Annotated in this window: 23 protein-coding genes; 11 read left to right on the forward strand and 12 right to left on the reverse strand. The window is 59.1% G+C overall.

All coding sequences use genetic code 11. The annotated features are described in order from the left end of the window. Positions 1–60: 60 nt before the first annotated feature. Together AC1ROI_RS20245 and cysB are read left to right on the forward strand one after the other, a co-directional pair. On the forward strand, positions 61–564 hold the full coding sequence (locus AC1ROI_RS20245) for a universal stress protein (RefSeq protein WP_010461329.1): 504 nt from the start codon (positions 61–63) through the stop codon (positions 562–564). Between the two features lie 115 nt (positions 565–679). Further along, on the forward strand, positions 680–1,654 hold the full coding sequence (gene cysB / locus AC1ROI_RS20250) for an HTH-type transcriptional regulator CysB (protein WP_010461327.1): 975 nt from the start codon (positions 680–682) through the stop codon (positions 1,652–1,654). A gap of 6 nt (positions 1,655–1,660) precedes the next feature. Here cysB and AC1ROI_RS20255 read toward each other — a convergent pair whose 3' ends face one another. Next, positions 1,661–2,143: a GreA/GreB family elongation factor gene (locus AC1ROI_RS20255; protein WP_010461326.1), complete on the reverse strand. Its 483-nt coding sequence runs from the start codon at positions 2,141–2,143 to the stop codon at positions 1,661–1,663. Between the two features lie 2 nt (positions 2,144–2,145). Continuing rightward, positions 2,146–2,556 (reverse strand): hypothetical protein, encoded by a 411-nt coding sequence (locus tag AC1ROI_RS20260; RefSeq protein WP_010461324.1) that lies wholly within the window; start codon positions 2,554–2,556, stop codon positions 2,146–2,148. A gap of 124 nt (positions 2,557–2,680) precedes the next feature. Here AC1ROI_RS20260 and earP point away from each other — a divergent pair, with 124 nt between their 5' ends. Both earP and AC1ROI_RS20270 read left to right on the forward strand, forming a co-directional pair. Further along, on the forward strand, positions 2,681–3,838 hold the full coding sequence (gene earP / locus AC1ROI_RS20265; RefSeq protein ID WP_102594031.1) for an elongation factor P maturation arginine rhamnosyltransferase EarP: 1,158 nt from the start codon (positions 2,681–2,683) through the stop codon (positions 3,836–3,838). A gap of 48 nt (positions 3,839–3,886) precedes the next feature. Beyond that, positions 3,887–4,456, forward strand: a complete 570-nt coding sequence (locus AC1ROI_RS20270; protein WP_007943632.1) for an elongation factor P — start codon at positions 3,887–3,889, stop codon at positions 4,454–4,456. A gap of 174 nt (positions 4,457–4,630) precedes the next feature. Here the strand turns inward: AC1ROI_RS20270 and AC1ROI_RS20275 are convergent, their stop codons facing one another. The 4 genes from AC1ROI_RS20275 to AC1ROI_RS20290 all read right to left on the reverse strand — a co-directional run bounded on the left by AC1ROI_RS20275 (position 4,631) and on the right by AC1ROI_RS20290 (position 7,932). Further along, positions 4,631–5,644 (reverse strand): alpha/beta hydrolase, encoded by a 1,014-nt coding sequence (locus AC1ROI_RS20275; protein ID WP_010461316.1) that lies wholly within the window; start codon positions 5,642–5,644, stop codon positions 4,631–4,633. A 33-nt stretch (positions 5,645–5,677) separates the two neighbouring features. Beyond that, positions 5,678–6,097, reverse strand: a complete 420-nt coding sequence (locus tag AC1ROI_RS20280) for an organic hydroperoxide resistance protein (protein ID WP_010461312.1) — start codon at positions 6,095–6,097, stop codon at positions 5,678–5,680. A 347-nt stretch (positions 6,098–6,444) separates the two neighbouring features. Further along, positions 6,445–6,906, reverse strand: coding sequence for a MarR family winged helix-turn-helix transcriptional regulator (locus AC1ROI_RS20285; protein WP_042932887.1), 462 nt, complete (start codon positions 6,904–6,906; stop codon positions 6,445–6,447). Positions 6,907–6,975: 69 nt separating this feature from the next. Continuing rightward, positions 6,976–7,932 carry a LysR family transcriptional regulator gene (locus tag AC1ROI_RS20290; RefSeq protein WP_083374703.1) on the reverse strand — a complete coding sequence of 319 codons (957 nt, stop codon included), beginning with the start codon at positions 7,930–7,932 and terminating at the stop codon, positions 6,976–6,978. Between the two features lie 124 nt (positions 7,933–8,056). Between AC1ROI_RS20290 and AC1ROI_RS20295 the strand changes: the two genes are divergently transcribed. After that, entirely contained in the window at positions 8,057–8,791 is a 735-nt protein-coding gene (locus tag AC1ROI_RS20295) for a sulfite exporter TauE/SafE family protein (RefSeq protein ID WP_042932884.1), read from the forward strand. Here AC1ROI_RS20295 and AC1ROI_RS20300 read toward each other — a convergent pair. Beyond that, entirely contained in the window at positions 8,781–9,635 is an 855-nt protein-coding gene (locus tag AC1ROI_RS20300; protein ID WP_010461304.1) for a LysR family transcriptional regulator, read from the reverse strand. The two genes, AC1ROI_RS20295 and AC1ROI_RS20300, sit on opposite strands and share 11 nt — an antisense overlap. 96 nt (positions 9,636–9,731) lie before the next feature. Here AC1ROI_RS20300 and AC1ROI_RS20305 point away from each other — a divergent pair, with 96 nt between their 5' ends. Both AC1ROI_RS20305 and AC1ROI_RS20310 read left to right on the forward strand, forming a co-directional pair. Then, on the forward strand, positions 9,732–9,947 hold the full coding sequence (locus tag AC1ROI_RS20305; RefSeq protein WP_010461302.1) for a DUF1127 domain-containing protein: 216 nt from the start codon (positions 9,732–9,734) through the stop codon (positions 9,945–9,947). A gap of 64 nt (positions 9,948–10,011) precedes the next feature. Then, on the forward strand, positions 10,012–11,241 hold the full coding sequence (locus AC1ROI_RS20310) for a winged helix-turn-helix domain-containing protein (protein WP_102594032.1): 1,230 nt from the start codon (positions 10,012–10,014) through the stop codon (positions 11,239–11,241). 90 nt (positions 11,242–11,331) lie between these two features. Here the strand turns inward: AC1ROI_RS20310 and AC1ROI_RS20315 are convergent, their stop codons facing one another. After that, positions 11,332–12,678, reverse strand: coding sequence for a class II 3-deoxy-7-phosphoheptulonate synthase (locus tag AC1ROI_RS20315; protein WP_083374701.1), 1,347 nt, complete (start codon positions 12,676–12,678; stop codon positions 11,332–11,334). Between the two features lie 149 nt (positions 12,679–12,827). Here AC1ROI_RS20315 and AC1ROI_RS20320 point away from each other — a divergent pair, with 149 nt between their 5' ends. Continuing rightward, on the forward strand, positions 12,828–13,583 hold the full coding sequence (locus tag AC1ROI_RS20320; protein ID WP_010461296.1) for a spermidine synthase: 756 nt from the start codon (positions 12,828–12,830) through the stop codon (positions 13,581–13,583). Positions 13,584–13,721: 138 nt separating this feature from the next. Here the strand turns inward: AC1ROI_RS20320 and AC1ROI_RS20325 are convergent, their stop codons facing one another. Beyond that, positions 13,722–14,513, reverse strand: coding sequence for a crotonase/enoyl-CoA hydratase family protein (locus tag AC1ROI_RS20325; protein ID WP_102594033.1), 792 nt, complete (start codon positions 14,511–14,513; stop codon positions 13,722–13,724). Positions 14,514–14,947: 434 nt separating this feature from the next. Here AC1ROI_RS20325 and AC1ROI_RS20330 point away from each other — a divergent pair, with 434 nt between their 5' ends. Further along, positions 14,948–16,621, forward strand: coding sequence for a DEAD/DEAH box helicase (locus AC1ROI_RS20330; RefSeq protein ID WP_008146183.1), 1,674 nt, complete (start codon positions 14,948–14,950; stop codon positions 16,619–16,621). Positions 16,622–16,807: 186 nt separating this feature from the next. On the opposite strand, the gene AC1ROI_RS20335 is transcribed toward AC1ROI_RS20330, so the two are convergent. Further along, positions 16,808–17,575, reverse strand: a complete 768-nt coding sequence (locus AC1ROI_RS20335) for a DODA-type extradiol aromatic ring-opening family dioxygenase (protein WP_102593947.1) — start codon at positions 17,573–17,575, stop codon at positions 16,808–16,810. Between the two features lie 103 nt (positions 17,576–17,678). On the opposite strand from AC1ROI_RS20335, the gene AC1ROI_RS20340 reads away from it, so the two are divergent. After that, the gene (locus tag AC1ROI_RS20340) at positions 17,679–18,335 is read left to right on the forward strand and encodes a thiopurine S-methyltransferase (RefSeq protein WP_102593946.1); all 657 of its coding nucleotides are present in this window, start codon (positions 17,679–17,681) and stop codon (positions 18,333–18,335) included. A gap of 134 nt (positions 18,336–18,469) precedes the next feature. On the opposite strand, the gene htpX is transcribed toward AC1ROI_RS20340, so the two are convergent. Both htpX and AC1ROI_RS20350 read right to left on the reverse strand, forming a co-directional pair. Then, complete coding sequence (gene htpX / locus AC1ROI_RS20345; protein ID WP_010461286.1) at positions 18,470–19,357, reverse strand: protease HtpX; 888 nt, start codon at positions 19,355–19,357, stop codon at positions 18,470–18,472. 316 nt (positions 19,358–19,673) lie between these two features. Then, positions 19,674–20,885 (reverse strand): pyridoxal phosphate-dependent aminotransferase, encoded by a 1,212-nt coding sequence (locus AC1ROI_RS20350; RefSeq protein WP_010461284.1) that lies wholly within the window; start codon positions 20,883–20,885, stop codon positions 19,674–19,676. 226 nt (positions 20,886–21,111) lie between these two features. Between AC1ROI_RS20350 and msrB the strand changes: the two genes are divergently transcribed. Then, complete coding sequence (msrB, locus tag AC1ROI_RS20355) at positions 21,112–21,507, forward strand: peptide-methionine (R)-S-oxide reductase MsrB (RefSeq protein WP_077747914.1); 396 nt, start codon at positions 21,112–21,114, stop codon at positions 21,505–21,507. Positions 21,508–21,686 lie beyond the last annotated feature (179 nt).

A 21,686-nucleotide genomic window follows, 5' to 3' on the forward strand; every position in this document is an offset into this window, starting at 1 on the left:
TCGCCAAGGCACTGCTAAGCTGAATCAAATCTCCGCCATGTTGGCACGCGAGGAGGTCATATGATTCATTCGATGCTGTATGCCACGGACCTCGGGCTGTACGCACCGTTGGTGATGCAGCATGCCTTGGCGCTGGCGCGGACATTCAATGCTGATTTGTATGTGGTGCACGCCGTTGAACCCATGGGGTTGTTTGCCGAATCAGTGCTGCAGAGTTACCTCGATGAGCAGGCCTTGAACGAGTTTCACAGTCAGGGCTTGAATACGGTGATCGCCAATATCGAGCAGCGGGTGCTCGACAGCTTTCGAGAGGAGTTGGGGGATGAAGGGGAGCAGGATCTGGAGCGGATCAAAGCGGTGCGGGTGCTGCAGGGTGACCCGTCACAGGTGATTCTCGACCAGGCGCAGAAACTCTCCGTGGATTTGTTGATCGTAGGTAGTCATAGCCATGGTGCAGGTGCGGAAACACCCCTGGGCCGGACCGCTGCGCGGGTGTTGCAACTGTCTCGGGTGCCGGTTTACCTGGTGCCGCTGGTTGAACGTCGCCGCCAAGGGGATCGCTAGAACAACAGATAGTGGCAATTTGACAAAAAAGTTCTAGATTTATTCTTCGAACCATTAATATAGTTATATATCGTCGCTGATGCCCGTGGCGTCTACCTTGCTTTGAGGGATTCATATGAAGCTTCAACAACTGCGCTACATCTGGGAAGTGGCGCACCACGACCTCAACGTTTCCGCTACGGCCCAAAGCCTTTACACCTCGCAACCGGGCATCAGCAAGCAGATCCGTCTGCTGGAAGACGAACTGGGCGTCGAGGTTTTTGCCCGCAGCGGCAAGCACCTGACCCGCGTCACCCCAGCCGGCGAGCGCATCATCACCACCGCCGGCGAGATCCTGCGCAAGGTTGAAAGCATCAAGCAGATCGCCCAGGAATTCTCCAACGAGAAGAAAGGCACCCTGTCGATCGCCACTACGCACACTCAGGCACGTTATGCCTTGCCGCCGGTGATCAGCAATTTCATCAAGCAGTACCCGGACGTTGCCCTGCACATGCACCAGGGTTCGCCGATGCAAATCGCTGAAATGGCCGCTGACGGCACCGTGGATTTCGCCATTGCCACCGAAGCCCTGGAGCTGTTCGGCGACCTGGTGATGATGCCGTGCTACCGCTGGAACCGCTGCGTGGTCGTGCCTCAGGGCCACCCGCTGACCAAAGTGTCCAAGCTGACTCTCGAAGCCTTGGCCGAATACCCGATCGTGACTTACGTGTTCGGTTTTACCGGCCGTTCGAAGCTCGATGAAGCCTTCAGCCATCGCGGCCTGACGCCGAAAGTGGTGTTCACCGCGGCCGACGCCGACGTGATCAAGACTTATGTTCGTCTGGGCCTGGGTGTGGGCATCGTGGCAAAAATGGCAGTCGATGCCAAACTCGACAGCGATCTGGTCATGCTCGATGCCAGCGACCTGTTCGAATCCAGCATCACTAAAATCGGTTTCCGTCGTGGCACCTTCCTGCGTGGTTTCATGTGCGACTTCATCGAGAAGTTCGCGCCGCACCTGACCCGCGAAGTCATGGCCAAGGCCATTCAGTGCCACAACAAGCAGGAGTTGGAAGAGCTGTTCGACGGCGTCGAACTGCCGGTCCACTGATCCCTTTTAAATCACCTCGGTAACAGCAAACTGTTGCCGAGCGCCCGCCACCAGAATCTCTACCTCGTCCCCTTCGAACTTGCCCAGCAGGCTTTTACCCAGCGGTGAGCGAGGGGTGATGACGGTGATCATCTGTCCGACCATATCGACTTTCAGACCCGCCGCGTCAGGCGCCAGAAACAGCCACTGCTCACGACCCTTTTCGTCTTCCAGGCCGAGCAGGGCGCCCACTTCGATCCCGCGTTGTGGGTCATACGGGCGCAAGGTCAGGTTTTGGCAAAGCACGAGTGACTGCCTGATTTCTTCGACACGCCTGGCTTGTCCGGCCGCCAGATAAGACGCCTCCAGCCCCAACGTGTCGTACTTGTTTTCGGCGATGTTTTCTTCGTGGGTCGCGGTTTCGTAAGCGGTTTGCGCGGCACGTTCGGCGATGTCGAGATCAATCCGCAGCTTGTCGAGAATCAGTTGGTGGACGGTTTGCTTATTCATGATCAGTCGCAGAATTGCAGGACATTGGCGCGGCTTTTTTCGCTCGGTGCGGTCTGGTCCTGTTGCAGCCAGAACTGGCATTTCGGATTGGACAGGTTGCGACCGCTGCTGCGGGCCTGATCCATGCGTTGCTGCTGCTCGTTCTTGCGCAGGTTCTCTTCGTACTGTTCGAACAGCGGGCTTTGCGCCGGGATGTCCGGCACCGGCTGCACTACCACTGGCGGCTTGGCCAGTTGCTCTACAGCGGCTGCGACCGGCGCGAGTTGCTCGCTGAACAGCAGGCGCGAGGCGAGCCAGCAGGTCAGCGCAATTGCGAGGAATCCAAGCCACAGACCGAGGGCAATGCTGCCGGTCAATTGCAGCGCGTTGAGCTGAATCGGCAACGGGCGGCGCGGGGCGGGACGGTAGGGCATGGCTGCCTCCTGGCGGGTGGTCGCGGGCGAATGGCGATTGTCGCACGAAGATTAATCGCCGTCGGCTCTTCTGCGTGAGGTAATTTATGCGGACAATCGGCGCCTTTGCCAACGGGAGCCTGGAATGCCTGAAATGCCTCAAGTGAAAAACCGCTGGCGCTGGGATATTTTTTGCACCGTGGTCGACAACTTTGGCGACATCGGCGTGACCTGGCGCCTGGCCCGACAGTTGGTGGCCGAGCATGCCGTGGCGGTGCGGTTGTGGGTCGATGACCTGCGGGCCTTTGAACGTATCTGTCCTGAAATCGACATCAGCGCCACGCAGCAATGGCAGCAGGGTGTGGAGGTGCGTCAGTGGCCCACCGAATGGCAACCCGCTGAAGCCGCTGATGTGGTGATCGCCGCGTTCGCCTGCCAGTTGCCGGGCCCTTACATGGACGCCATGGCTTCGCGGGAAAAGCCGCCGCTGTGGATGAACCTCGACTACCTGAGCGCCGAAGACTGGGTGACCGGTTGTCACGGTTTGCCGTCGGTGAAGTACAAGAATGTGCAGAAGTACTTCTTCTTTCCGGGGTTTCAGAAAGGCACGGGCGGCTTGCTGCGTGAAAGCGGATTGCTTGAACGTCGCAGGCAGTTTCAGCAAGACCCCGAGGCGCAGCGAGCATTCCTGCAAGGCCTTGGGATTGATCGCGCGCCCAATGCCCAACTGATCTCGCTATTTGCCTACGAAAATAGCGGCTTGGCCAGTTGGCTGGACATGATGGCCGTTGATTCGACACCCACGCATCTGTTGGTGCCCGAAGGCCGGATTCTCGGGGATGTCGCACGCTGGCTGGGCGTCGACGGATTGGCCGCCGGTGCGCTGCATGTGCGAGATCAATTGACCGTACAAATCCTGCCGTTCGTCCGACAGGATCAATACGATCACGTGCTCTGGTGTTGCGATTTCAACGCCGTGCGCGGTGAAGATTCCTTTGTCCGCGCGCAATGGGCAGGGCGGCCGCTGCTCTGGCACATCTATCAGCAGGACGAAGACATCCACCTGGACAAGCTCGACGCCTTCCTGACGCTGTACACGAAAGGCCTGTCCGAGCCTGCCGGCGAGGCGATCAGCGGTCTTTGGCGTGCGTGGAATGCGGGTCATGATATGTCCGACCACTGGCTTGCGACCCGTAAACACTGGCCCGAGCTGCAAAAACACGCCGAGACGTGGTGTCTGGAACAGGCCTTGCAGGCCGATCTTGCCGCGGCGCTGGTACAGTTTTATGTAAATTGGATATGATACGCGGCCTAGATTTTTGTAAATCCCATCCAAATTCGGATATTCGCAATGAAAACTGGTAAAGAACTGAAACCCGGTACCGTGATCCGTCTCGAAAACGATCCTTGGCTGGTTCAGAAAGCTGAATTCACCAAATCCGGTCGTAACAGCGCGATCATGAAGACCAAGCTGAAAAACCTGCTGACCGGTTACAAGACCGAGATCGTTTACAGCGCTGACGACAAACTGGACGACGTAATCCTCGACCGCAAAGAAGCGACCCTGTCCTTCATCAGCGGCGACACCTACACGTTCATGGACACCACTGACTACACCATGTACGAACTGAACGCTGAAGACATCGAAGCCGTTCTGCCTTTCGTTGAAGAAGGCATGACCGATGTTTGCGAAGCGATCTTCTTCGAAGAGCGTCTGGTTTCCGTAGAACTGCCGACCACTATCGTGCGTCAGGTTGACTACACCGAAGGTTCCGCTCGCGGTGACACTTCCGGCAAGGTGATGAAGCCTGCCAAACTGAAGAACGGTACCGAGCTGTCGGTTGCCGACTTCATCGAAATCGGCGACATGATCGAGATCGATACCCGCGAAGGCGGTTCCTACAAAGGCCGTGCTAAATAAGCACAGCTTCAGGAATGAAAAAGCCCGACCATTGAGTCGGGCTTTTTTGTGCCTGTCTGAAACACCCGCCCCTGTAGGAGCGAGGCTTGCCCGCGAAGGCGTCGTGTCATTCAACATCGATGTCGACTGACACGACGCTTTCGCGGGCAAGCCTCGCTCCTACAGGGGGCGGTGTTATTTCAGGTGTTGCTTGAGTTCTTCGGACGCTTGCAGCATCGCCGACCGTACCGCCGGCACCTGGCTCACTACGTTAAGCAAGCCGTAGTCGTGAATCATCCCGTTGTAACGAACCGATGTGACCGGCACACCCGCCTCGTCGAGTTTGCGGGCATAGGCTTCACCTTCATCGCGCAACACGTCGGCACCGGCTGTCTGCACCAGCGCAGGCGGTAAGCCCTTCAGTTGCGCGGTGGTGGCCCGCAGCGGCGAGGCGTAGATCTCGTTACGTTGTTTGGCGTCGGTGGTGTAGTTGTCCCAGAACCACTTCATCATGTTTTTGGTGAGGAAGTGACCCTCGGCAAACTGGTTGTAGGACGCGGTTTCGAAGCTGGCATCGGTCACCGGCCACAGCAGCACCTGGAACTTGATCGCCGGCGTGCCCTTGTCTTTGGCCATCAGTGCAACCACGGCTGCCATGTTGCCACCGACGCTGTTGCCGGCCACGGCCAGGCGTTTGCCGTCGACGTTGATCTCTTTACCGTGCTCGGCCACCCATTTGGTCGCGGCGTAGGCCTGGTTGATCGCCACCGGATAATGCGCTTCCGGGGACGGGGTGTAATTGACGAACACCGCTGCTGCACCCGACCCCGTCACCAGGTCGCGTACCAGACGTTCGTGGGTCGGGAAATCTCCCAGCACCCATCCGCCGCCGTGGAAGAACATGAACACTGGCAGCTCGCCCTTGACACCGGCCGGCCGGACGATGGTCAGGCTGAGCGGTTGGCCGTCGACCTGGATGGTCTTCTCGCTGACATCGGCTTTTGGCAGCGTCAGTTTCACCGAGGCTTGCGCACCCACCAGCACCGCACGGGCTTCTATGGGGGTGAGTTGTTCCATCGGTTTGCCGGTGCCGGCATTCAGAACGTCGAGGAACGCCTGGGTGTTGTGTTCAACCCCATCACCTGCGAACGCGTTACTGATGGACATAGCGAGAAGGGTGCCGGTCAAGACTTTGCTGAAAGTGTTCATGTTCATTTCCTGTTCGGGCCTGGGAGTCGGCGGTTAGACGGTGACGTGCAGGCGCACATCGACGTTGCCACGGGTCGCGTTCGAGTACGGGCAGACTTGGTGAGCCGCCTCGACCAGGCTTTGCGCGTCGGCTTGTTCAAGACCTGGCAGGCTGATGTGCAGGTCGATGTCCAGGCCGAAACCGCCAGGGATCTGGCCGATGCCGACATGGGCGGTGATCGACGCGTCGTTCGGGATGCTGCGTTTGGTCTGGCTGGCGACGAATTTCAGCGCGCCGATGAAGCAGGCGGAGTAGCCGGCGGCGAACAATTGCTCAGGGTTGGTCGCTGCGCCGCCGGCACCACCGAGCTCTTTCGGGGTGGCGAGTTTGACGTCGAGGATGTTGTCACTGGAAACCGCACGACCGTCACGGCCGCCAGTGGAGGTTGCGATTGCGGTGTAGAGAGTTTGCATGGTGTGAGCCTCGTTCAGATTTGATTTATTTGCGCTAAATGTTTGCGCGCTAAGTAAGTGCGAGATGAATGTATCGCGCTAATAGTTAGCGCGCAAGATAATTTTTTGAAAAAGTTTTGGCTTGAAGGGGGGCGCGGATTGGATGTGCTGAGTTAGAGCGGTCGCGGCAGGATTTTTTAGCGGAAGATTTTTTCGAAGGAAGCAACCCGATCAACTGGGGCACCACAAAAACAAATGTGGGAGTGAGCCTGCTCGCGATGACGGAGTGTCAGTCAGTATCAATGCTCAATGACACACTGCAATCGCGAGCAGGCTCGCTCCCACAGGGATTTGGGGGGATTGAGGGATTAAAGGCTGTCTTGCAGATTGCTACGCAGCTCTTGCAGCTCCGCTTGCAGTTTTTGCAATCTCTCAAGCGTCATTCCGCTTGCACCGAGGATGCACTGGGGAATGCTGCGTGCCTTGTCGCGCAACGCACGGCCCTGTTCGGTCAGCTCGACGATCACCACCCGTTCATCCTCTCGGCTGCGGGTGCGACTGAGCAATCCTTCGACCTCCAGGCGTTTGAGCAAGGGGGTCAGTGAGCCGGGGTCTGTCAGCAGTCGCGTGCTGATTTCGCCTACGGTCAGCCCGTCCCGCTCCCACAACACCATCATCGCCAGATACTGCGGATAGGTCAGGCCCAGCGCTTGCAGCAACGGCTTGTAGACCTTGGTCATCAGCAGCGAGGTGGAATGCAGGGCGAAACAAGCCTGATTATCCAGCAGCAGCGGGTCGCAGTTATCCGGGGTGGTGCGTTCGGTGGTCATTTCAAAGCCTTGATCAGTGATCGTCATGAATCTAGCGGGCGAATCTTTAATGCACCAGACAATTCTAGACTAATGCCGGTCCAGGGTGTTTTGCAGTGCCAGGTCCCACGGCGGAATCGGGCTGAAGCGGGTTTTCAGATACTCCAGCAATAAGCGGCTTCGGGAGTTGGGTTGTTGCTCAAGACGTAATGCATAGATGCCGGTGGTCTCCGGTGGAGGCAAGCCGTTTTCACAAAACAGCGGCAGCAACTCGCCACGCAAAAGGTACTCGCTGGCCAGCCAGGTCGGCAAATGCGCGATGCCCAGCCCCGCCAACGCCCCACAGACCAGTGCTTCGGCATTGTTGGCACTCATGCGGATGCGCGCCGGGCGATGCAGGTGCAGGTGCCCGTCGCGCTCAAAGCGCCAGGCAAAGGGTGGGGCCAGGCCGTCCCAGTCAAGGCCGTCATGTTCGATCAACTGCGCCGGTTCGGTCGGGACGCCGCGGCGTTTCAGGTATTGCGGGCTGGCACAGGCAATGCGCACCATACTTGCCAGCGGCGTGGCCACCAGACGGGTGTCGGCCATTTGACCTGCGCGCAGCACCAGATCCACCTTCCCCAGGTTCAGCCCCTGCATGTCGACAAAACTGTCGATCAAATGCAATTGCACGTCGAGGCCCGGATAGAGCATCAGGAAGTCGGCAATCACCGGCGCCAAGTGCCGTCGGCCGAACGCCGCTGGCGCATCGATGCGGATCAAGCCCTCCGGTGCACTGCTCAGGGATACGGCTTCGGCGCGGGCCAGGCGCAGTTCCGCCACAATCCGTCGCGCCCGTTCGGCGAACGCCAGGCCAGCAGGAGTAGCACGCACCGCGTGGGTGCTGCGAATGAACAACTGGCTGCCGACTGCGTTTTCCAGGCTGTCGATACGTCGCGCCACCGCCGAAGGCGTCAGCGGATGTCGCCGGGAGGCCGCGGAAAAGCTCCCCGTTTCCAGCACATCAAGGAACAGGCCGAGTTGATCGGTCAATTGATTCGGGTTCATGGTGTGTCAGCGCTTGTGCGAAGTTGGCACAGCCATTGTGCGTTGCTGTGCGTTTCCCCGCCAGCGCCGACTGCGTAGGATGAATGGCCTGATAAAAGGAAAATCGCCTGTGATTGAGTTTGTGATGTATCTGGTCTTCGGCGCCGCCCTGGGAACTCTCGGTGGGCTATTCGGCATTGGCGGTGGTTTGATCGCGATTCCGCTACTAGGCGTGCTGTTCGGGCTCGATCAGCAAATTGCCCAGGGCACGGCGTTGGTCATGGTGGTGCCCAACGTGATGCTGGCGTTGTGGCGCTATCACCAGCGCAACCGCATCGAAATGCGCCATGCACTGCCATTGGCCGCAATGGGCTTCTGCTTCGCCTGGATCGGGTCGATCTGGGCGGTAGGCATTGACGCGCAAACCATGCGCGTGGGGTTTGTTGCATTTCTGATTGCCCTGTCGACCTACAACCTGGTGCGCATGTTCACCGCCAACGCACCGGCCTCTGCACAAATGCGTTATTCCTGGCCATGGTTGGGCGTACTGGGCGCGGCATCCGGCACCATGGGCGGGTTGTTCGGGGTTGGCGGTGCGGTGGTGGCGACGCCGGTGCTGACCAGCCTGTTCGGCACCTCTCAGGTGGTGGCCCAAGGCTTGTCGCTGGCCCTGGCTCTGCCCAGCACCGGCGTCACACTGGTGACTTACGCCGTGCATCACCAAGTGGACTGGATGATCGGGTTGCCGTTGGCTGTCGGCGGGTTGATGAGCATCAGCTGGGGCGTGAAGATCGCCCACGCCATGCCGGAGCGGCTATTGCGCGGGTTGTTCTGCGGTTTCCTGGTGCTGTGCGCGGTGATGCTCGCGTTTAAAGTTTGAAGCCTTCGACGATGTGCTCGGCCAGGCACTCGGTGATCGGGGACGGGTTGTGCAGATTGCGCACCAGCATGATGCAGGCTTCCGGCAACAGCGGCAGGTCTTCGGCTTCCCCCAGGATGCGCATGTCCGGCGTGATCAGGCTTTCCAGTTGCGCAGTTACCGCGAGGCCCGCACTGACCACAGCCATTAACGCCGACAGGCTCGAACTGTTGTAGGCGATGCGGTAATCGCGCCCCATGGCGTCCAGCGCATTACACGCCCACAGCCTGCAGAAACAATCACTGTTGAACATCGCCAGGGGCAATGGCGTCTGCTCGTGGGCGTTGAAGCATTGTGCTTCGGCCCAGACGAAACGCTCCTTGCGCAGCAACTGGCCGATTTCAGTACCGGGCTCGCGGGTGACGATGGACAAGTCCAGGTCCTGGCGTTGCAACAGTTGTTTGGTTGATTCGCAGTGAACCTCGATCTGGATCAGCGGGTAGAACTTGGCGAAACGCGACAGGATCCCCGGCAGGAAACGCATGACATAATCGTCGGGCGTGCCGATGCGTACGGTGCCGACCATGTGCGGCTCGCGCAGGGTGTTGAAAACTTCGCTGTGGAGTTTGAGGATGCGCCGCGCGTAACCCAGCAATACCTGGCCCTCGGCAGTCAACTTGACCTGGCGTCCATCACGTTCGAACAGTTGGCGCTGCAACACGTCTTCTTCCAGACGCTTCATCTGCATGCTCACCGCTGACTGCGTGCGGTTGACCATTTCACCGGCACGGGTAAAACCACCCTGGTCGGCAATGGCGACAAAGGTGCGCAGCACGTCAGTATCGATACTTGGGTACGCCGACATCCATCAATCTCCGAGATGGTTACCATCAGAAACATTCGTTGGATTGATCTTAGCGCTGAGGCGAGACTTGAGCCATCCCTAAAGGAGGGCAACAAGATGAAAGGTCATAACGAGCATGTAACGGAAGAAAAATTCTCAATCCACGCGGTATCCGATCTGCTGCACAAGTTTAGTCGCTGGTACGAACTTCACCGTGAACGTGAACTGCTGGCAAGTTTGAGCGACGAAGCACTGAAGGACATTGGCGTGAGTCGTGCCGATGTCGAACATGAATCGGTCAGGCCGTTCTGGGATGATCCGATGCATAAATGATGAGGCCATCGCTACACAAACCCCTCTCTGGTGAGGTAGGTTGCGAGCAGACACGGAGGTATTCATGCCCGCAACGCTGTCCTTTTCCAACAAACAGGCTCGACGTCTGGCGCTGGCCGCCCAAGGGTTCAACGGGCGGCAACCGCCAGCGGCGATCAAACCGGTTCAGCTCAACCGGCTGATCGAACGGCTGGGCATTCTGCAGATCGATTCGGTCAATGCGTTGGTGCGTTCGCACTACCTTCCCTTGTTTTCCCGCCTCGGAAATTACTCCCCCGATTTGCTCGATCAGGCTGCCTGGAGTCAGGGCCGACGTCGCACGTTATTCGAGTATTGGGGCCATGAAGCTTCGTTGCTGCCTATGTCGATGTACCCCTTGATGCGCTGGCGCATGCAGCGTGCAACGCGTGGCGAAGACATCTACCAGCAACTGGCGCGTTTCGGTCGCGAGCAGCAGGACACGATTCGCCGAGTGCTGGCCTCGGTGCAGGAACTTGGCGCTCTGGGGGCTGGAAGTCTGTCGACCCGCCAGGAACGGGCCGGGCCATGGTGGGACTGGAGCGCAGAAAAACATGCGCTGGAATGGCTGTTCGCCGCCGGTGAAGTCACGGTCGCCGGTCGCCGCGGATTCGAGCGGTTGTATGATTTGCCGGAGCGGGTGATTCCTTCAGCGGTTCTGCAACAGCCTTTGCTCAGTGAGGCCGAGGCCCAGCGCGGGCTGTTGCTGCATGCGGCGACGGCATTAGGTGTCGGCACGGAAAAGGACCTGCGCGATTATTTTCGCCTGAACCCGGCAGACAGCCGGCCGCGTCTGGCTGAACTGATAGAGACGGGTGAATTACTGGCCTGCGAGGTTCAGGGCTGGCGTCAACCGGCCTACTGCTTGCCCGAGCCGAAAGTGCCGCGCAAGGTCGAGTCCAGTGCCTTGCTATCACCTTTTGACTCGTTGATCTGGGAGCGCAGCCGCACCGAGCGGTTGTTCGATTTCCGTTATCGACTGGAGATTTACACGCCCCAGGACAAACGGGTCTACGGCTATTACGTACTGCCGTTTTTACACAATGAACGGATTGCCGCGCGGGTTGATCTGCGTGCCGAACGAGCGTTGGGCCGGCTGGCGGTGCATGCCGTGCATGAAGAGGAGCCAGGGCTGGACGAGGTGGGGATGCTGGCGTTGGCGGGCAATCTGCGGCAAATGGCGGATTGGCTGGGGCTTGAGCAGGTTCAGCTCAATTGCCCGCGGGCGAGTGGCGCGCGCTTGCGGGTGGCGTTGGCACAGATTCAGGGTGTCTGAGCGGGCGCCTCCGCGGGCAAGCCTCGCTCCTACTGATTCAACGCAATCCTGTAGGCGCGAGGCCGTTGCCCGCGAATGGCGCGACGCGATTCAGCGCCGAACTTGCTTCAGCGTCTCGGCAATCAGGAACGCCAATTCCAGCGACTGATCGGCATTCATCCGCGGATCGCAATGGGTGTGGTAACGGTCCGACAACCCGTCTTCAGTGATTGGCCGGGCACCACCAATGCACTCGGTCACGTTCTGCCCGGTCATCTCGATGTGGATACCGCCGGCGTAACTGCCTTCCGCTTCATGAACCTGGAAGAATTGCTTCACCTCACCGAGGATCTGCGCAAAGTCGCGGGTCTTGTAACCGCTGCTGGCCTTGATGGTGTTGCCGTGCATCGGGTCCGAGCTCCAGAGCACCTGCTTGCCTTCACGCTGCACCGCGCGGATCAACGCCGGCAAGTGATCGCCAACCTTGTTCGCGCCCATGCGTGCGATCAAATTCAAGCGGCCTGGGTCGTTGTCCGGGTTCAGCACGTCGATCAGGCGAATCAGGTCTTCGGGATTCATGCTGGGGCCGACCTTTACCCCGATCGGATTATTCACGCCACGCAGGAATTCGACGTGGGCGCCGTCGAGCTGACGGGTGCGGTCACCGATCCACAGCATGTGCGCTGAGCAATCGTAGTAATCGTTGGTCAGGCTGTCGCGGCGCACGAAGGCTTCTTCGTAATTCAGCAGCAGCGCTTCGTGGGCCGTGAAGAAACTGGTTTCGCGCAGTTGTGGCGAACTGTCCATGCCGCAAGCGCGCATGAAGGCTAGGGTTTCATCGATGCGATCGGCCAAGTGGCTGTATTTTTCAGCCAGCGCCGAGTTGGCGATGAAGTCCAGGTTCCATTTGTGCACCTGATGCAGGTCGGCAAAACCGCCTTGGGCGAAAGCGCGCAGCAGGTTCAGGGTTGCGGTGGACTGGTGGTAGGACTGGAGCAAGCGCTCCGGGTCCGGTACGCGGCTTTTTTCATCGAAACCGATGCCGTTGACGATGTCGCCACGGTAGGCGGGGAGGGTTACACCGTCGATGGTTTCATCGTTGGCCGAGCGAGGCTTGGCGAACTGGCCGGCCATGCGCCCGACCTTGACCACCGGGCAACCCGCGGCGAAGGTCATGACAATCGCCATCTGCAGCAGGACTTTAAAGGTGTCGCGAATTTTTGCGGCCGAGAACTCGGCGAAGCTTTCGGCGCAATCGCCACCCTGCAACAGAAACGCGCGGCCCTGGGTGACTTCAGCGAACTGACGGCGCAACTCCCGGGCTTCACCGGCAAACACCAGCGGCGGGTAGCTGGCCAGGGTCTGCTCGACATGACGCAAATGCGCGGCGTCGGGGTAAAGGGGTTGTTGCTGGATCGGCAGGGCGCGCCAGCTGTCAGGGCTCCAGGGTTGGCTCATCACGGTCTCGGTTGTTTTACGCTCGGACGTTCATGTTATCAGCAAATTAGTGCGTGACCTGTTCCGGTTGCTTCGCGGACAATCGCGCCTTTGCCGCTTCATGTTGCGGATTATCGCGTTGCCGGGCCAGGCGACGATCAGGAGACGAAATGACTGAGGAGCGCGTCGAGCATTTGCTCGCCGAGGTACAGGATGAGTTCGGCGTGATTCGCGTGCTGGAGGTGGCCGATTACCGATTTCTCGAGTTCGGTGATGCCATCGAGCAGAGCTGCGTGTTCACGGCTGACCCGAGCTGGCTCGAGTACGATTACACCCGGGCGATGCTGATTGGCGCGCTGTGCCACGAACAGCCGGAAAGCGCGCTGTTTCTTGGCCTCGGCGCCGGCACGCTGACCCAGGCGTGCCTCAAGTTTCTGCCCCTTGAAGATGTCGAAGCCATCGAATTGCGCCCCGACGTACCGCGTCTGGCCATCGAATACCTGGGGCTCGATGATGATCCGCGTTTGTACATCCGCGTCGGCGATGCGCTGGAGTTGCTCGATACCGCTGAACCGGCGGACTTGATTTTCGTCGACCTTTATACCGATGTCGGTCCCGGTGTCGGGCATCTGGCCTGGAGCTTCCTGGAAAACTGTCAGAAACGCTTGAATCCGGGCGGCTGGCTGGTGATCAATCAATGGGCCACCGACGACGGCAAACCCTTGGGTGCTGCATTGTTGCGCGGGCTCTATCACCGGCATTACTGGGAGCTGCCGGTGAAGGAGGGCAACGTGATTCTGATCGTGCCTTCGGAGCTGGATCAGGAACTGGACATGAATGGACTGCTTGCCCGGGCCGAAGGGCTGGCGCCGCGGTTGGGGTATTCGTTGCAGTCGTTGATCAAGGCGATTCGCCCGGCGACTTGATGCAATGAGGCCTTGTGGCGAGGGAGCTTGCTCCCGCTTGAGTGCGCAGCACTCACAAGATTTGCATTGATTGCGAAGATTTTGGGGCCGCGTCGCAGCCCAGCGGGAGCAAGCCCCCTCGCCACAAAAGCAAATCTGTCAGCAGCCCTTGAAGATGCCCGGCCGCTTTTCGATCATTGACCGCACACCTTCCCGGGCATCCTCACTCGCCAACAACTTCTTCACCAACGGCGGCAATGCCTGCGCCGCCGCAGTTTCCCCTTCGTATCGCGCCTGCCGGGCAGACATCAACGTCGCCTGAACCCCCAACGGTGCCTGACGGGCTATCCGCTCAGCCAATTCAATGGCCCGTGGCAGCAGATCCTCGCTGGCCATGACTTCCTGCACCAACCCCAAGTGCAACGCTTCATGCGCATCAAATTCATCGCCAGTCAGCAGCCAGCGCATGGCATTGCCCCAGCCGGCGACTTGATGCAGGCGCAACGTGGCACCGCCGAAGGGGAAGATCCCGCGCTGCACTTCCTTCTGCGCAAATCGGGTGTTGCTGGCGCAGAGGTTGATGTCGGCGGCCAGCATCAACTCGATGCCAATGGTCAGGCAGTAGCCTTGCGCGGCGACAATCACCGGTTTGCTCACCCGGGGCCCGGCAAACACGCCCCACGGATCGCAACCGCCGAGCGGTGCCTGCCAGCCTTCGGCCAGGGCCGCACTGGCATTGATCAGGTCGAGCCCGGCGGTGAAGTGCTCGCCATGAGCGAACACCACCGCCACCCGCGCTTCGCTGTCGGCCTCGAACTCGCCGTAAGCCAGGCTCAGTGCGTTGAGCAGATCGAGGTCGAAGGCATTGCGCTTGGCCACCCGATCCAGGCCGATCATCAGGACATGGCCGTGTTTTTCACGGGTGACACGACTGGAGTCGGGCTGATTCATGGAGCATTTCCTCGGGCGGGAAGGGTGTGCCAGGCCGCGGGTCAAAACCGCTGGTCTGCGTCACAAGGATGAACCGTTTTAGCGCCATCGCCAGCAGGGCCGGGCCTTTGAAAAATAGACCGTTGCACGATTATCTGCAAAGCGTGTGACATAACGGTGTATACGTCAGTTTTCCGACAAATAATGCTCCCTTTTTGGGCGATTTCCGGTATAGTGCGCGCCGGCCTTTAACCGGGCCGCGTTTAGGTAGCGCAATTTCCCGAAGTCAGCTTCGGCTGCACGTCCGCACAGCGGACTCTCCCTTGACGAATCTTTTTCATTCATTCGTTTTCGCAAATCCCCGCCGACAAAGCAGCCAGGGCGACTCTTGAGTCTTACACGGCATGCGCAGCTTTGGAGCATGGGTCTTTGCGGATGCACTTAGAGGCAGACCCATGACCCAGGAAACCGGCGGCTTCGCCGCTTTTAATCTTAATCCGAACATTCTTGCAGCCGTCATCGCGACTGGCTACGAAGAGCCTTCGGCTATTCAGCAGCAATCGATCCCGATCATCATGGCCGGTCACGACATGATTGGTCAGGCGCAAACCGGTACGGGTAAAACCGCCGCGTTCGCCCTGCCGATCCTGCACCGCATCGATCCTGCTAAGCGCGAGCCGCAAGCCCTGATCCTGGCGCCAACCCGTGAGTTGGCGCTGCAAGTAGCAACCGCTTTCGAAACCTACGCCAAGCAAATGCCGGGCGTTACCGTTGTGGCCGTTTACGGCGGCGCCCCGATGGGCCCACAACTGAAAGCAATCCGTAATGGCGCACAGATCGTTGTCGCCACACCGGGCCGTCTGTGCGACCACCTGCGTCGTGACGAAAAAGTCCTGTCGACCGTGAACCACCTGGTTCTGGACGAAGCGGACGAAATGCTCAAACTGGGTTTCATGGACGACCTCGAAGTTATCTTCAAGGCTCTGCCGCCAACCCGTCAGACCGTGTTGTTCTCGGCCACCCTGCCGCAGTCGATCCGTGCCATTGCCGAACGCCATCTGCGCGATCCGCAACACGTGAAGATCCAGACCAAGACTCAGACCGTTACCGCGATCGAACAGGCTCACCTGTTGGTTCACGCTGACCAGAAGACCTCGGCTGTATTGAGCCTGCTGGAAGTGGAAGACTTCGACGCCCTGATCATGTTCGTGCGCACCAAGCAAGCGACCCTGGACCTGGCCAGTGCCCTGGAAGCCAAAGGCTACAAAGCCGCTGCGCTGAACGGTGACATTGCTCAGAACCAACGTGAGCGCGTGATCGAATCCCTCAAGGATGGCCGTCTGGACATCGTTGTGGCGACCGACGTTGCTGCTCGTGGCCTGGACGTTCCGCGCATCACTCACGTATTCAACGTTGACATGCCGTACGATCCAGAGTCCTACGTTCACCGTATCGGCCGTACTGGCCGTGCCGGTCGCGAAGGTCGTGCACTGTTGCTGGTGACTCCGCGTGAGCGCCGCATGCTGCAAGTGATCGAGCGTGTAACCGGTCAGAAAGTTGCCGAAGTCCGCCTGCCGGATGCTCAGGCCGTTCTCGATGCCCGCATCAAGAAACTGACCAACAGCCTGTCGCCACTGGTAGCTGATGCTGAATCGACCCACGGTGATCTGCTGGATCGCCTGACTGCCGACATCGGTTGCACCCCGCGTGCACTGGCCGCTGCTCTGCTGCGCAAGGCAACCAACGCTCAGGCGCTGACCCTGGCCGCGATCGAGAAAGAACGTCCACTGGTGCCGAACAACGCGCCGCGTGGCGATCGTCCAGAGCGCACCGGTGATCGTCCGGACCGTGGTGATCGTGAGCGTCGTGCTCCGGTTCCATTGGCCGAAGGTCGTGCTCGTTGCCGTACTGCGTTGGGTGCGCGCGATGGCATCGCTGCCAAGAACCTGCTGGGCGCTATCCTCAACGAGGGTGGCCTGGCTCGCGAAGCAATCGGTCGCATCCAGGTGCGTGACAGCTTCAGCCTCGTCGAGCTGCCGGAAGATGGTCTGGAGCGTCTGCTGACCAAGCTGAAGGACACTCGCGTTGCCGGTAAGCAGTTGAAGCTGCGTCGCTATCGCGAAGATTGATCCGCTCTCGGGCTGATTGATCGAACATAAAAAATCCCCGACTGGTTCGGGGATTTTTTTTGCCTGCTGTTTCTGCCCGGCTTTTGAGCGGAGTCGCCCCCATCGCGAGCAGGCTCGCTCCCACATTGGAATGCGTTTCCCTGTGGGAGCGAGCCTGCTCGCGATGAGGACGACTCGGTCTACCTGTCAGCCAAAGCGGTAAATATCCATGCCCAGCGCACCCATGGTGAAACCCTGATGCGCAATGCTGAACTCACCCCCGGCCGCGCGGGCAAAGTACAGCGGCAGCAGATGCTCGTCACTCGGATGGTTCCGCACAGCATTCGGAGCTTGCTGACGATAGTCGTGCAACGCGGCTTCGTCGTTCGCTTCGAGTTTCTCGATCATCCAGTCGCGGAACGCCTTGGCCCAGGGTTCGACGCTTTCCGGGCCGGCGTGCCAGTCCAGTTCGCGCAGGTTATGGGTGATGCTGCCGGAGCCGATCAACAACACGCCGTGTTCGCGCAGGCTGGCCAAGGCATGGCCGACCCGGGTTTGCAGGGCAGGGCCGCCACGGGTGGGCAGCGAGACTTGCACCACCGGGATGTCGGCCTGCGGATACATCAACGACAAAGGCACCCAGACGCCGTGGTCGAAGGGGCGTTTGGTATCGATCCGTGCCGGCAGGTTGTCGGCCTGCAGTAACTCGACCACCTCGCCAGCCAGTTGAGGATTGCCGGGCGCCGGGTATTGCACTTCGAACAGTGCTTTCGGGAAGCCGCCGAAATCGTGCCAGGTTTCAGGCCGGGGATTGCCACTGACCAGCAAATCGTTACTTTCCCAGTGTGCAGAGACGATCACGATGGCTTTCGGTTTCGGCATTTCGGCGGCCAGGCGAGCGAGGGCGGGCCCGCTGGCACCCGGTTCCAGTGCCAACATGGGCGAGCCATGGGATATGTACAGGCTGGGGAACATGAAAGAGCTCCTGAGGGGTAAGATGGCAGCATCTTCAGTCAGATCATTGATCTAAATCTAATATAAGTTTTAGGGTCTTTTGATCGAATTTTCGGGATTAATTATGCAGCCGGAGTTTTGGCACAAGCGGTGGACGTCGAATCAGATCGGCTTTCACCTGCCGGAAGTGAATCCATATCTGCAACGTTACTGGCCGCAGCTGGGCCTGGAGGAGGGCGCGCGCGTCCTGGTGCCGCTATGTGGGAAAAGCCTGGATCTGCTCTGGCTGGCGAAATGCGGTCACGAGGTGTTGGGCATCGAATTGTCGGAAAAGGCGGTGGAAGACTTCTTCCACGAGCATCAATTTGATCCGGACGTCAGCGACCAGGGGCCTTTCACGGTCTATCGGGCGGGTTCGATCGAGGTCTGGTGCGGCGACTTCTTCGCGTTGACGGCCGGCGATGTCGCCGATTGCAGCGCGCTGTATGACCGCGCGGCATTGATCGCGTTGCCGCCGACGATGCGTGAGCAATACGCCGAGCATTTGAAGCGGATTCTGCCGAAGGATTCGCTGGGGCTTTTGATTACTCTGGATTACGACCAGGCACAGAAGGAAGGCCCACCGTTTGCCGTGCCCGATGACGAAGTGCAACGGTTGTTCGGGGCAACCTGGGAGCTGAAGATTCTGGAAGACCAGGACGTATTGGGCGAGAGCTGGAAGTTTATCGAAAGTGGCGTTACTCGGCTTGAAGAGCGGGTTTATCGGGTTTCCATCCGATAGATTTGTAGTGGCTTCACTGGACCATCGCAAGCTTGCTCGCGATGGGGCCCGAATGAACACCGCAAAAATCAGCAGACAAAAAAAGGCCCGCATTCACTGCGGGCCTTTTCTTTTAAGGCGTAGTGCGAGAGCTATCAGCCCCGACGACGCAACGCGTCAATACGCTCTTCCAGCGGCGGGTGGCTCATGAACATACGAGCGAACCCTTGTTTGATGCCGCCGTTGATGCCAAAGGCATTCAGCGTATCCGGCATGTGCACCGGCAGGCCCTGTTCGGCACGAAGGCGTTGCAAGGCACCAATCATTGCGCTGGTACCGGCCAGACGTGCACCGGCTTCGTCGGCACGGAACTCACGTTTGCGCGAGAACCACATGACGATGGAGCTGGCCAGAATGCCCAGGACCAGTTCGGCGAAGATCGTCGCGATATAGTAGGCGATGCCCTGGCCTTCTTCGTTCTTGAAGATCACCTTGTCGACAAAGTTGCCGATGATCCGGGCGAAGAACATCACGAAGGTGTTCACCACGCCCTGGATCAACGCCAGGGTGACCATGTCACCATTGGCTACGTGGCCGATCTCGTGGGCCAGGACCGCTTTCACTTCATCCGGCGAAAAACGTTCGAGCAGACCCTGGCTGACCGCGACCAGTGCGTCGTTCTTGTTCCAGCCCGTGGCGAACGCGTTGGCCTCGTAGGCGGGGAAAATCCCGACTTCGGGCATCTTGATCCCGGCTTCGCGGGACAGTTGCTCGACGGTTTGCAGCAGCCATTGCTCGTGACGTGTGCGCGGCTGGCTGATGATTTGGGTGCTGGTGCTCATCTTCGCCATCCACTTGGAGATGAACAGCGAGAACAGGGAACCGGCGAAACCAAAGACCGCACAGAAAATCAGCAGCTGATTGAGGTTGAGATCAACCCCGTTGGCCGCCATGAACCCGTTGAAGCCGAAAAGGCTCAGGGTGATGCTGGCAATCAGCACGACCGCCAGGTTAGTGGCCAAAAACAGCAGGATGCGCATCATGGTTGTAGAAATCTCCTCATGCTAAAGATGTAGCGTACTGCGGGGTATATAAGGTGCTGCACCGGGCTATTCAACCGAGTGACTATTTCAAACTGTGTCCTACAGCAACAGTCTAGCTGCTTGCAGGGCAATTCCGACGGCGATGCGGGAGGTGTTTGACAGCCAATTCGCCTCTCAGGCCCCGTCGTTGTTAGACGCGGCCCCAAAACGTGGCTTCAGTAAGCGACAGGAGCAGTGATGGCTGACAGGGGGCAAAGATATGTTGCTGAATTAATCACCGTGCGACCGATGCACGTGTCGCACGGTGAAGTTCAGTTTACTGGCGGTAGGATTTGAGGAAGTTACCGATCCGGCCAATGGCCATGTCCAGTTCGTCCACCCGTGGCAAGGTCACGACACGGAAGTGATCCGGCCAAGGCCAGTTGAAGGCCGTGCCTTGCACCACCAGCAGTTTTTCGGAGAGCAGCAGGTCGAGCACGAACTTCTCGTCATTGTGGATCGGGCAGACTTTCGGATCGATCCGCGGGAACGCATACAACGCCCCCATCGGCTTCACGCAACTCACGCCCGGAATATCGTTAAGCAGTTCCCAGGTGCGATTGCGCTGTTCCAGCAAGCGACCGTGCGGCAACACCAGGTCATTGATGCTCTGGTAACCGCCGAGAGCGGTCTGGATTGCATGCTGACTCGGCACGTTGGCACACAGGCGCATGTTGGCCAGCATGTCGATGCCTTCGATGTAGCTCTGGGCGTGGTGCTTCGGACCGGAAATGGCGATCCAGCCGGAACGGAAACCGGCCACGCGATACGACTTGGACAGACCGTTGAAGGTCAGGCACAGCAGGTCCGGCGCCAGGGAGGCGGTGCAGATGTGCACGGCATCGTCGTACAGGATCTTGTCGTAGATCTCGTCGGAGAACACCACCAGATTGTGCTGGCGTGCCAGTTCCAGCATGCCCAGCAGCACTTCTTTCGAATACACGGCGCCGGTCGGGTTGTTCGGGTTGATGATCACCAGGGCCTTGGTGTTCGGGGTGATCTTGGCCTTGATGTCGGCCAGGTCCGGCCACCAGTTGGCCTGCTCGTCGCACAGGTAATGCACCGGGTTGCCGCCGGACAGGCTCACGGCAGCCGTCCACAGGGGATAGTCAGGCGCTGGCACCAGCACTTCGTCGCCATTGTTCAGCAATGCCTGCAACGACATCACGATCAGCTCGGAAACGCCGTTGCCCAGGTAGATGTCTTCAATGCCGACACCTTCCACCTGCTTTTGCTGGTAGTACTGCATGACAGCCTTGCGCGCGCTGAACAGGCCTTTGGAGTCGCTGTAACCCTGAGCGGTCGGCAGGTTGCGGATCACGTCCTGGAGGATTTCGTCCGGCGCTTCGAAACCAAAGGGCGCCGGGTTGCCGATGTTCAGCTTGAGGATGCGATGACCTTCCTCTTCCAGGCGTTTGGCGTGCTTGAGCACTGGGCCGCGAATGTCGTAGCAGACGTTGGCGAGCTTGTTCGATTTGCTGACCTGCATGGCGATGTGTTCCCGAAAATGAACGATCCAGGCGGCGTATGAACTACCGTACTGGGAATCCTGCGTATTCACACAGGCCTGACGCCTTGAGATGCAGCACCCATAAATCCGTTTGAATGCGCGTGGTCTGGCTGCCAGACTGGCGTTTGACGAGGCGCAATCATACGTGCCGCCCGATCCGTGGAAAAGGTACAGATCGGGCTTTTTCAGCTGCTGAGGTGTGACGATGGAAAAGTTGGATAAAACCCTGGAAGAATGGAAGGCGATGCTCGATCCAGAGCAGTACAACGTTTGCCGTCTCAAGGGCACCGAACGGCCGTTCTCCGGCAAATACAACGACACCAAAACTGACGGTGTCTATCACTGCATCTGCTGCAACGAGCCGCTGTTCGACTCCAAAACCAAATTCGACTCCGGCTGCGGCTGGCCGAGCTTCTACGCGCCGATCGGCGACAGCGCCATGGTCGAGATCCGTGATGTCAGCCACGGCATGATCCGCACTGAAGTGGTTTGCGCCAAATGCGACGCGCACCTGGGGCACGTGTTCCCGGATGGCCCGCCGCCGACCGGTCTGCGTTATTGCATCAATTCGGTGTGCCTGGACCTGGTATCGCGCGAGTAATGCGAGCCATGTAGGAGCGAAGCTTGCTCGCGAAGGCGTCTCAACATTCAGCACCGATGGTGACTGACCCGACGCCTTCGCGAGCAGGCTTAGCTCCTACAGATATCCGGAGATATCCGGCGCCCCCGCACATTTAAATTGCACACAATTCAATTGCTCGCTATGTTCATGGCTTGTTC

Source organism: Pseudomonas sp. GW823-FHT02C02, assembly GCF_058797635.1.

Bases quoted from the DNA above. Each gene is read 5' to 3' on its own strand.
- AC1ROI_RS20245 (WP_010461329.1), top strand. From the start codon at position 61: ATGATTCATTCGATGCTGTATGCCACGGACCTCGGGCTGTACGCACCG.
- cysB (WP_010461327.1), top strand. From the start codon at position 680: ATGAAGCTTCAACAACTGCGCTACATCTGGGAAGTGGCGCACCACGAC.
- AC1ROI_RS20255 (WP_010461326.1), bottom strand. From the start codon at position 2,143: ATGAATAAGCAAACCGTCCACCAACTGATTCTCGACAAGCTGCGGATT.
- AC1ROI_RS20260 (WP_010461324.1), bottom strand. From the start codon at position 2,556: ATGCCCTACCGTCCCGCCCCGCGCCGCCCGTTGCCGATTCAGCTCAAC.
- earP (WP_102594031.1), top strand. From the start codon at position 2,681: ATGCCTGAAATGCCTCAAGTGAAAAACCGCTGGCGCTGGGATATTTTT.
- AC1ROI_RS20270 (WP_007943632.1), top strand. From the start codon at position 3,887: ATGAAAACTGGTAAAGAACTGAAACCCGGTACCGTGATCCGTCTCGAA.
- AC1ROI_RS20275 (WP_010461316.1), bottom strand. From the start codon at position 5,644: ATGAACACTTTCAGCAAAGTCTTGACCGGCACCCTTCTCGCTATGTCC.
- AC1ROI_RS20280 (WP_010461312.1), bottom strand. From the start codon at position 6,097: ATGCAAACTCTCTACACCGCAATCGCAACCTCCACTGGCGGCCGTGAC.
- AC1ROI_RS20285 (WP_042932887.1), bottom strand. From the start codon at position 6,906: ATGACCACCGAACGCACCACCCCGGATAACTGCGACCCGCTGCTGCTG.
- AC1ROI_RS20290 (WP_083374703.1), bottom strand. From the start codon at position 7,932: ATGAACCCGAATCAATTGACCGATCAACTCGGCCTGTTCCTTGATGTG.
- AC1ROI_RS20295 (WP_042932884.1), top strand. From the start codon at position 8,057: ATGTATCTGGTCTTCGGCGCCGCCCTGGGAACTCTCGGTGGGCTATTC.
- AC1ROI_RS20300 (WP_010461304.1), bottom strand. From the start codon at position 9,635: ATGTCGGCGTACCCAAGTATCGATACTGACGTGCTGCGCACCTTTGTC.
- AC1ROI_RS20305 (WP_010461302.1), top strand. From the start codon at position 9,732: ATGAAAGGTCATAACGAGCATGTAACGGAAGAAAAATTCTCAATCCAC.
- AC1ROI_RS20310 (WP_102594032.1), top strand. From the start codon at position 10,012: ATGCCCGCAACGCTGTCCTTTTCCAACAAACAGGCTCGACGTCTGGCG.
- AC1ROI_RS20315 (WP_083374701.1), bottom strand. From the start codon at position 12,678: ATGAGCCAACCCTGGAGCCCTGACAGCTGGCGCGCCCTGCCGATCCAG.
- AC1ROI_RS20320 (WP_010461296.1), top strand. From the start codon at position 12,828: ATGACTGAGGAGCGCGTCGAGCATTTGCTCGCCGAGGTACAGGATGAG.
- AC1ROI_RS20325 (WP_102594033.1), bottom strand. From the start codon at position 14,513: ATGAATCAGCCCGACTCCAGTCGTGTCACCCGTGAAAAACACGGCCAT.
- AC1ROI_RS20330 (WP_008146183.1), top strand. From the start codon at position 14,948: ATGACCCAGGAAACCGGCGGCTTCGCCGCTTTTAATCTTAATCCGAAC.
- AC1ROI_RS20335 (WP_102593947.1), bottom strand. From the start codon at position 17,575: ATGTTCCCCAGCCTGTACATATCCCATGGCTCGCCCATGTTGGCACTG.
- AC1ROI_RS20340 (WP_102593946.1), top strand. From the start codon at position 17,679: ATGCAGCCGGAGTTTTGGCACAAGCGGTGGACGTCGAATCAGATCGGC.
- htpX (WP_010461286.1), bottom strand. From the start codon at position 19,357: ATGATGCGCATCCTGCTGTTTTTGGCCACTAACCTGGCGGTCGTGCTG.
- AC1ROI_RS20350 (WP_010461284.1), bottom strand. From the start codon at position 20,885: ATGCAGGTCAGCAAATCGAACAAGCTCGCCAACGTCTGCTACGACATT.
- msrB (WP_077747914.1), top strand. From the start codon at position 21,112: ATGGAAAAGTTGGATAAAACCCTGGAAGAATGGAAGGCGATGCTCGAT.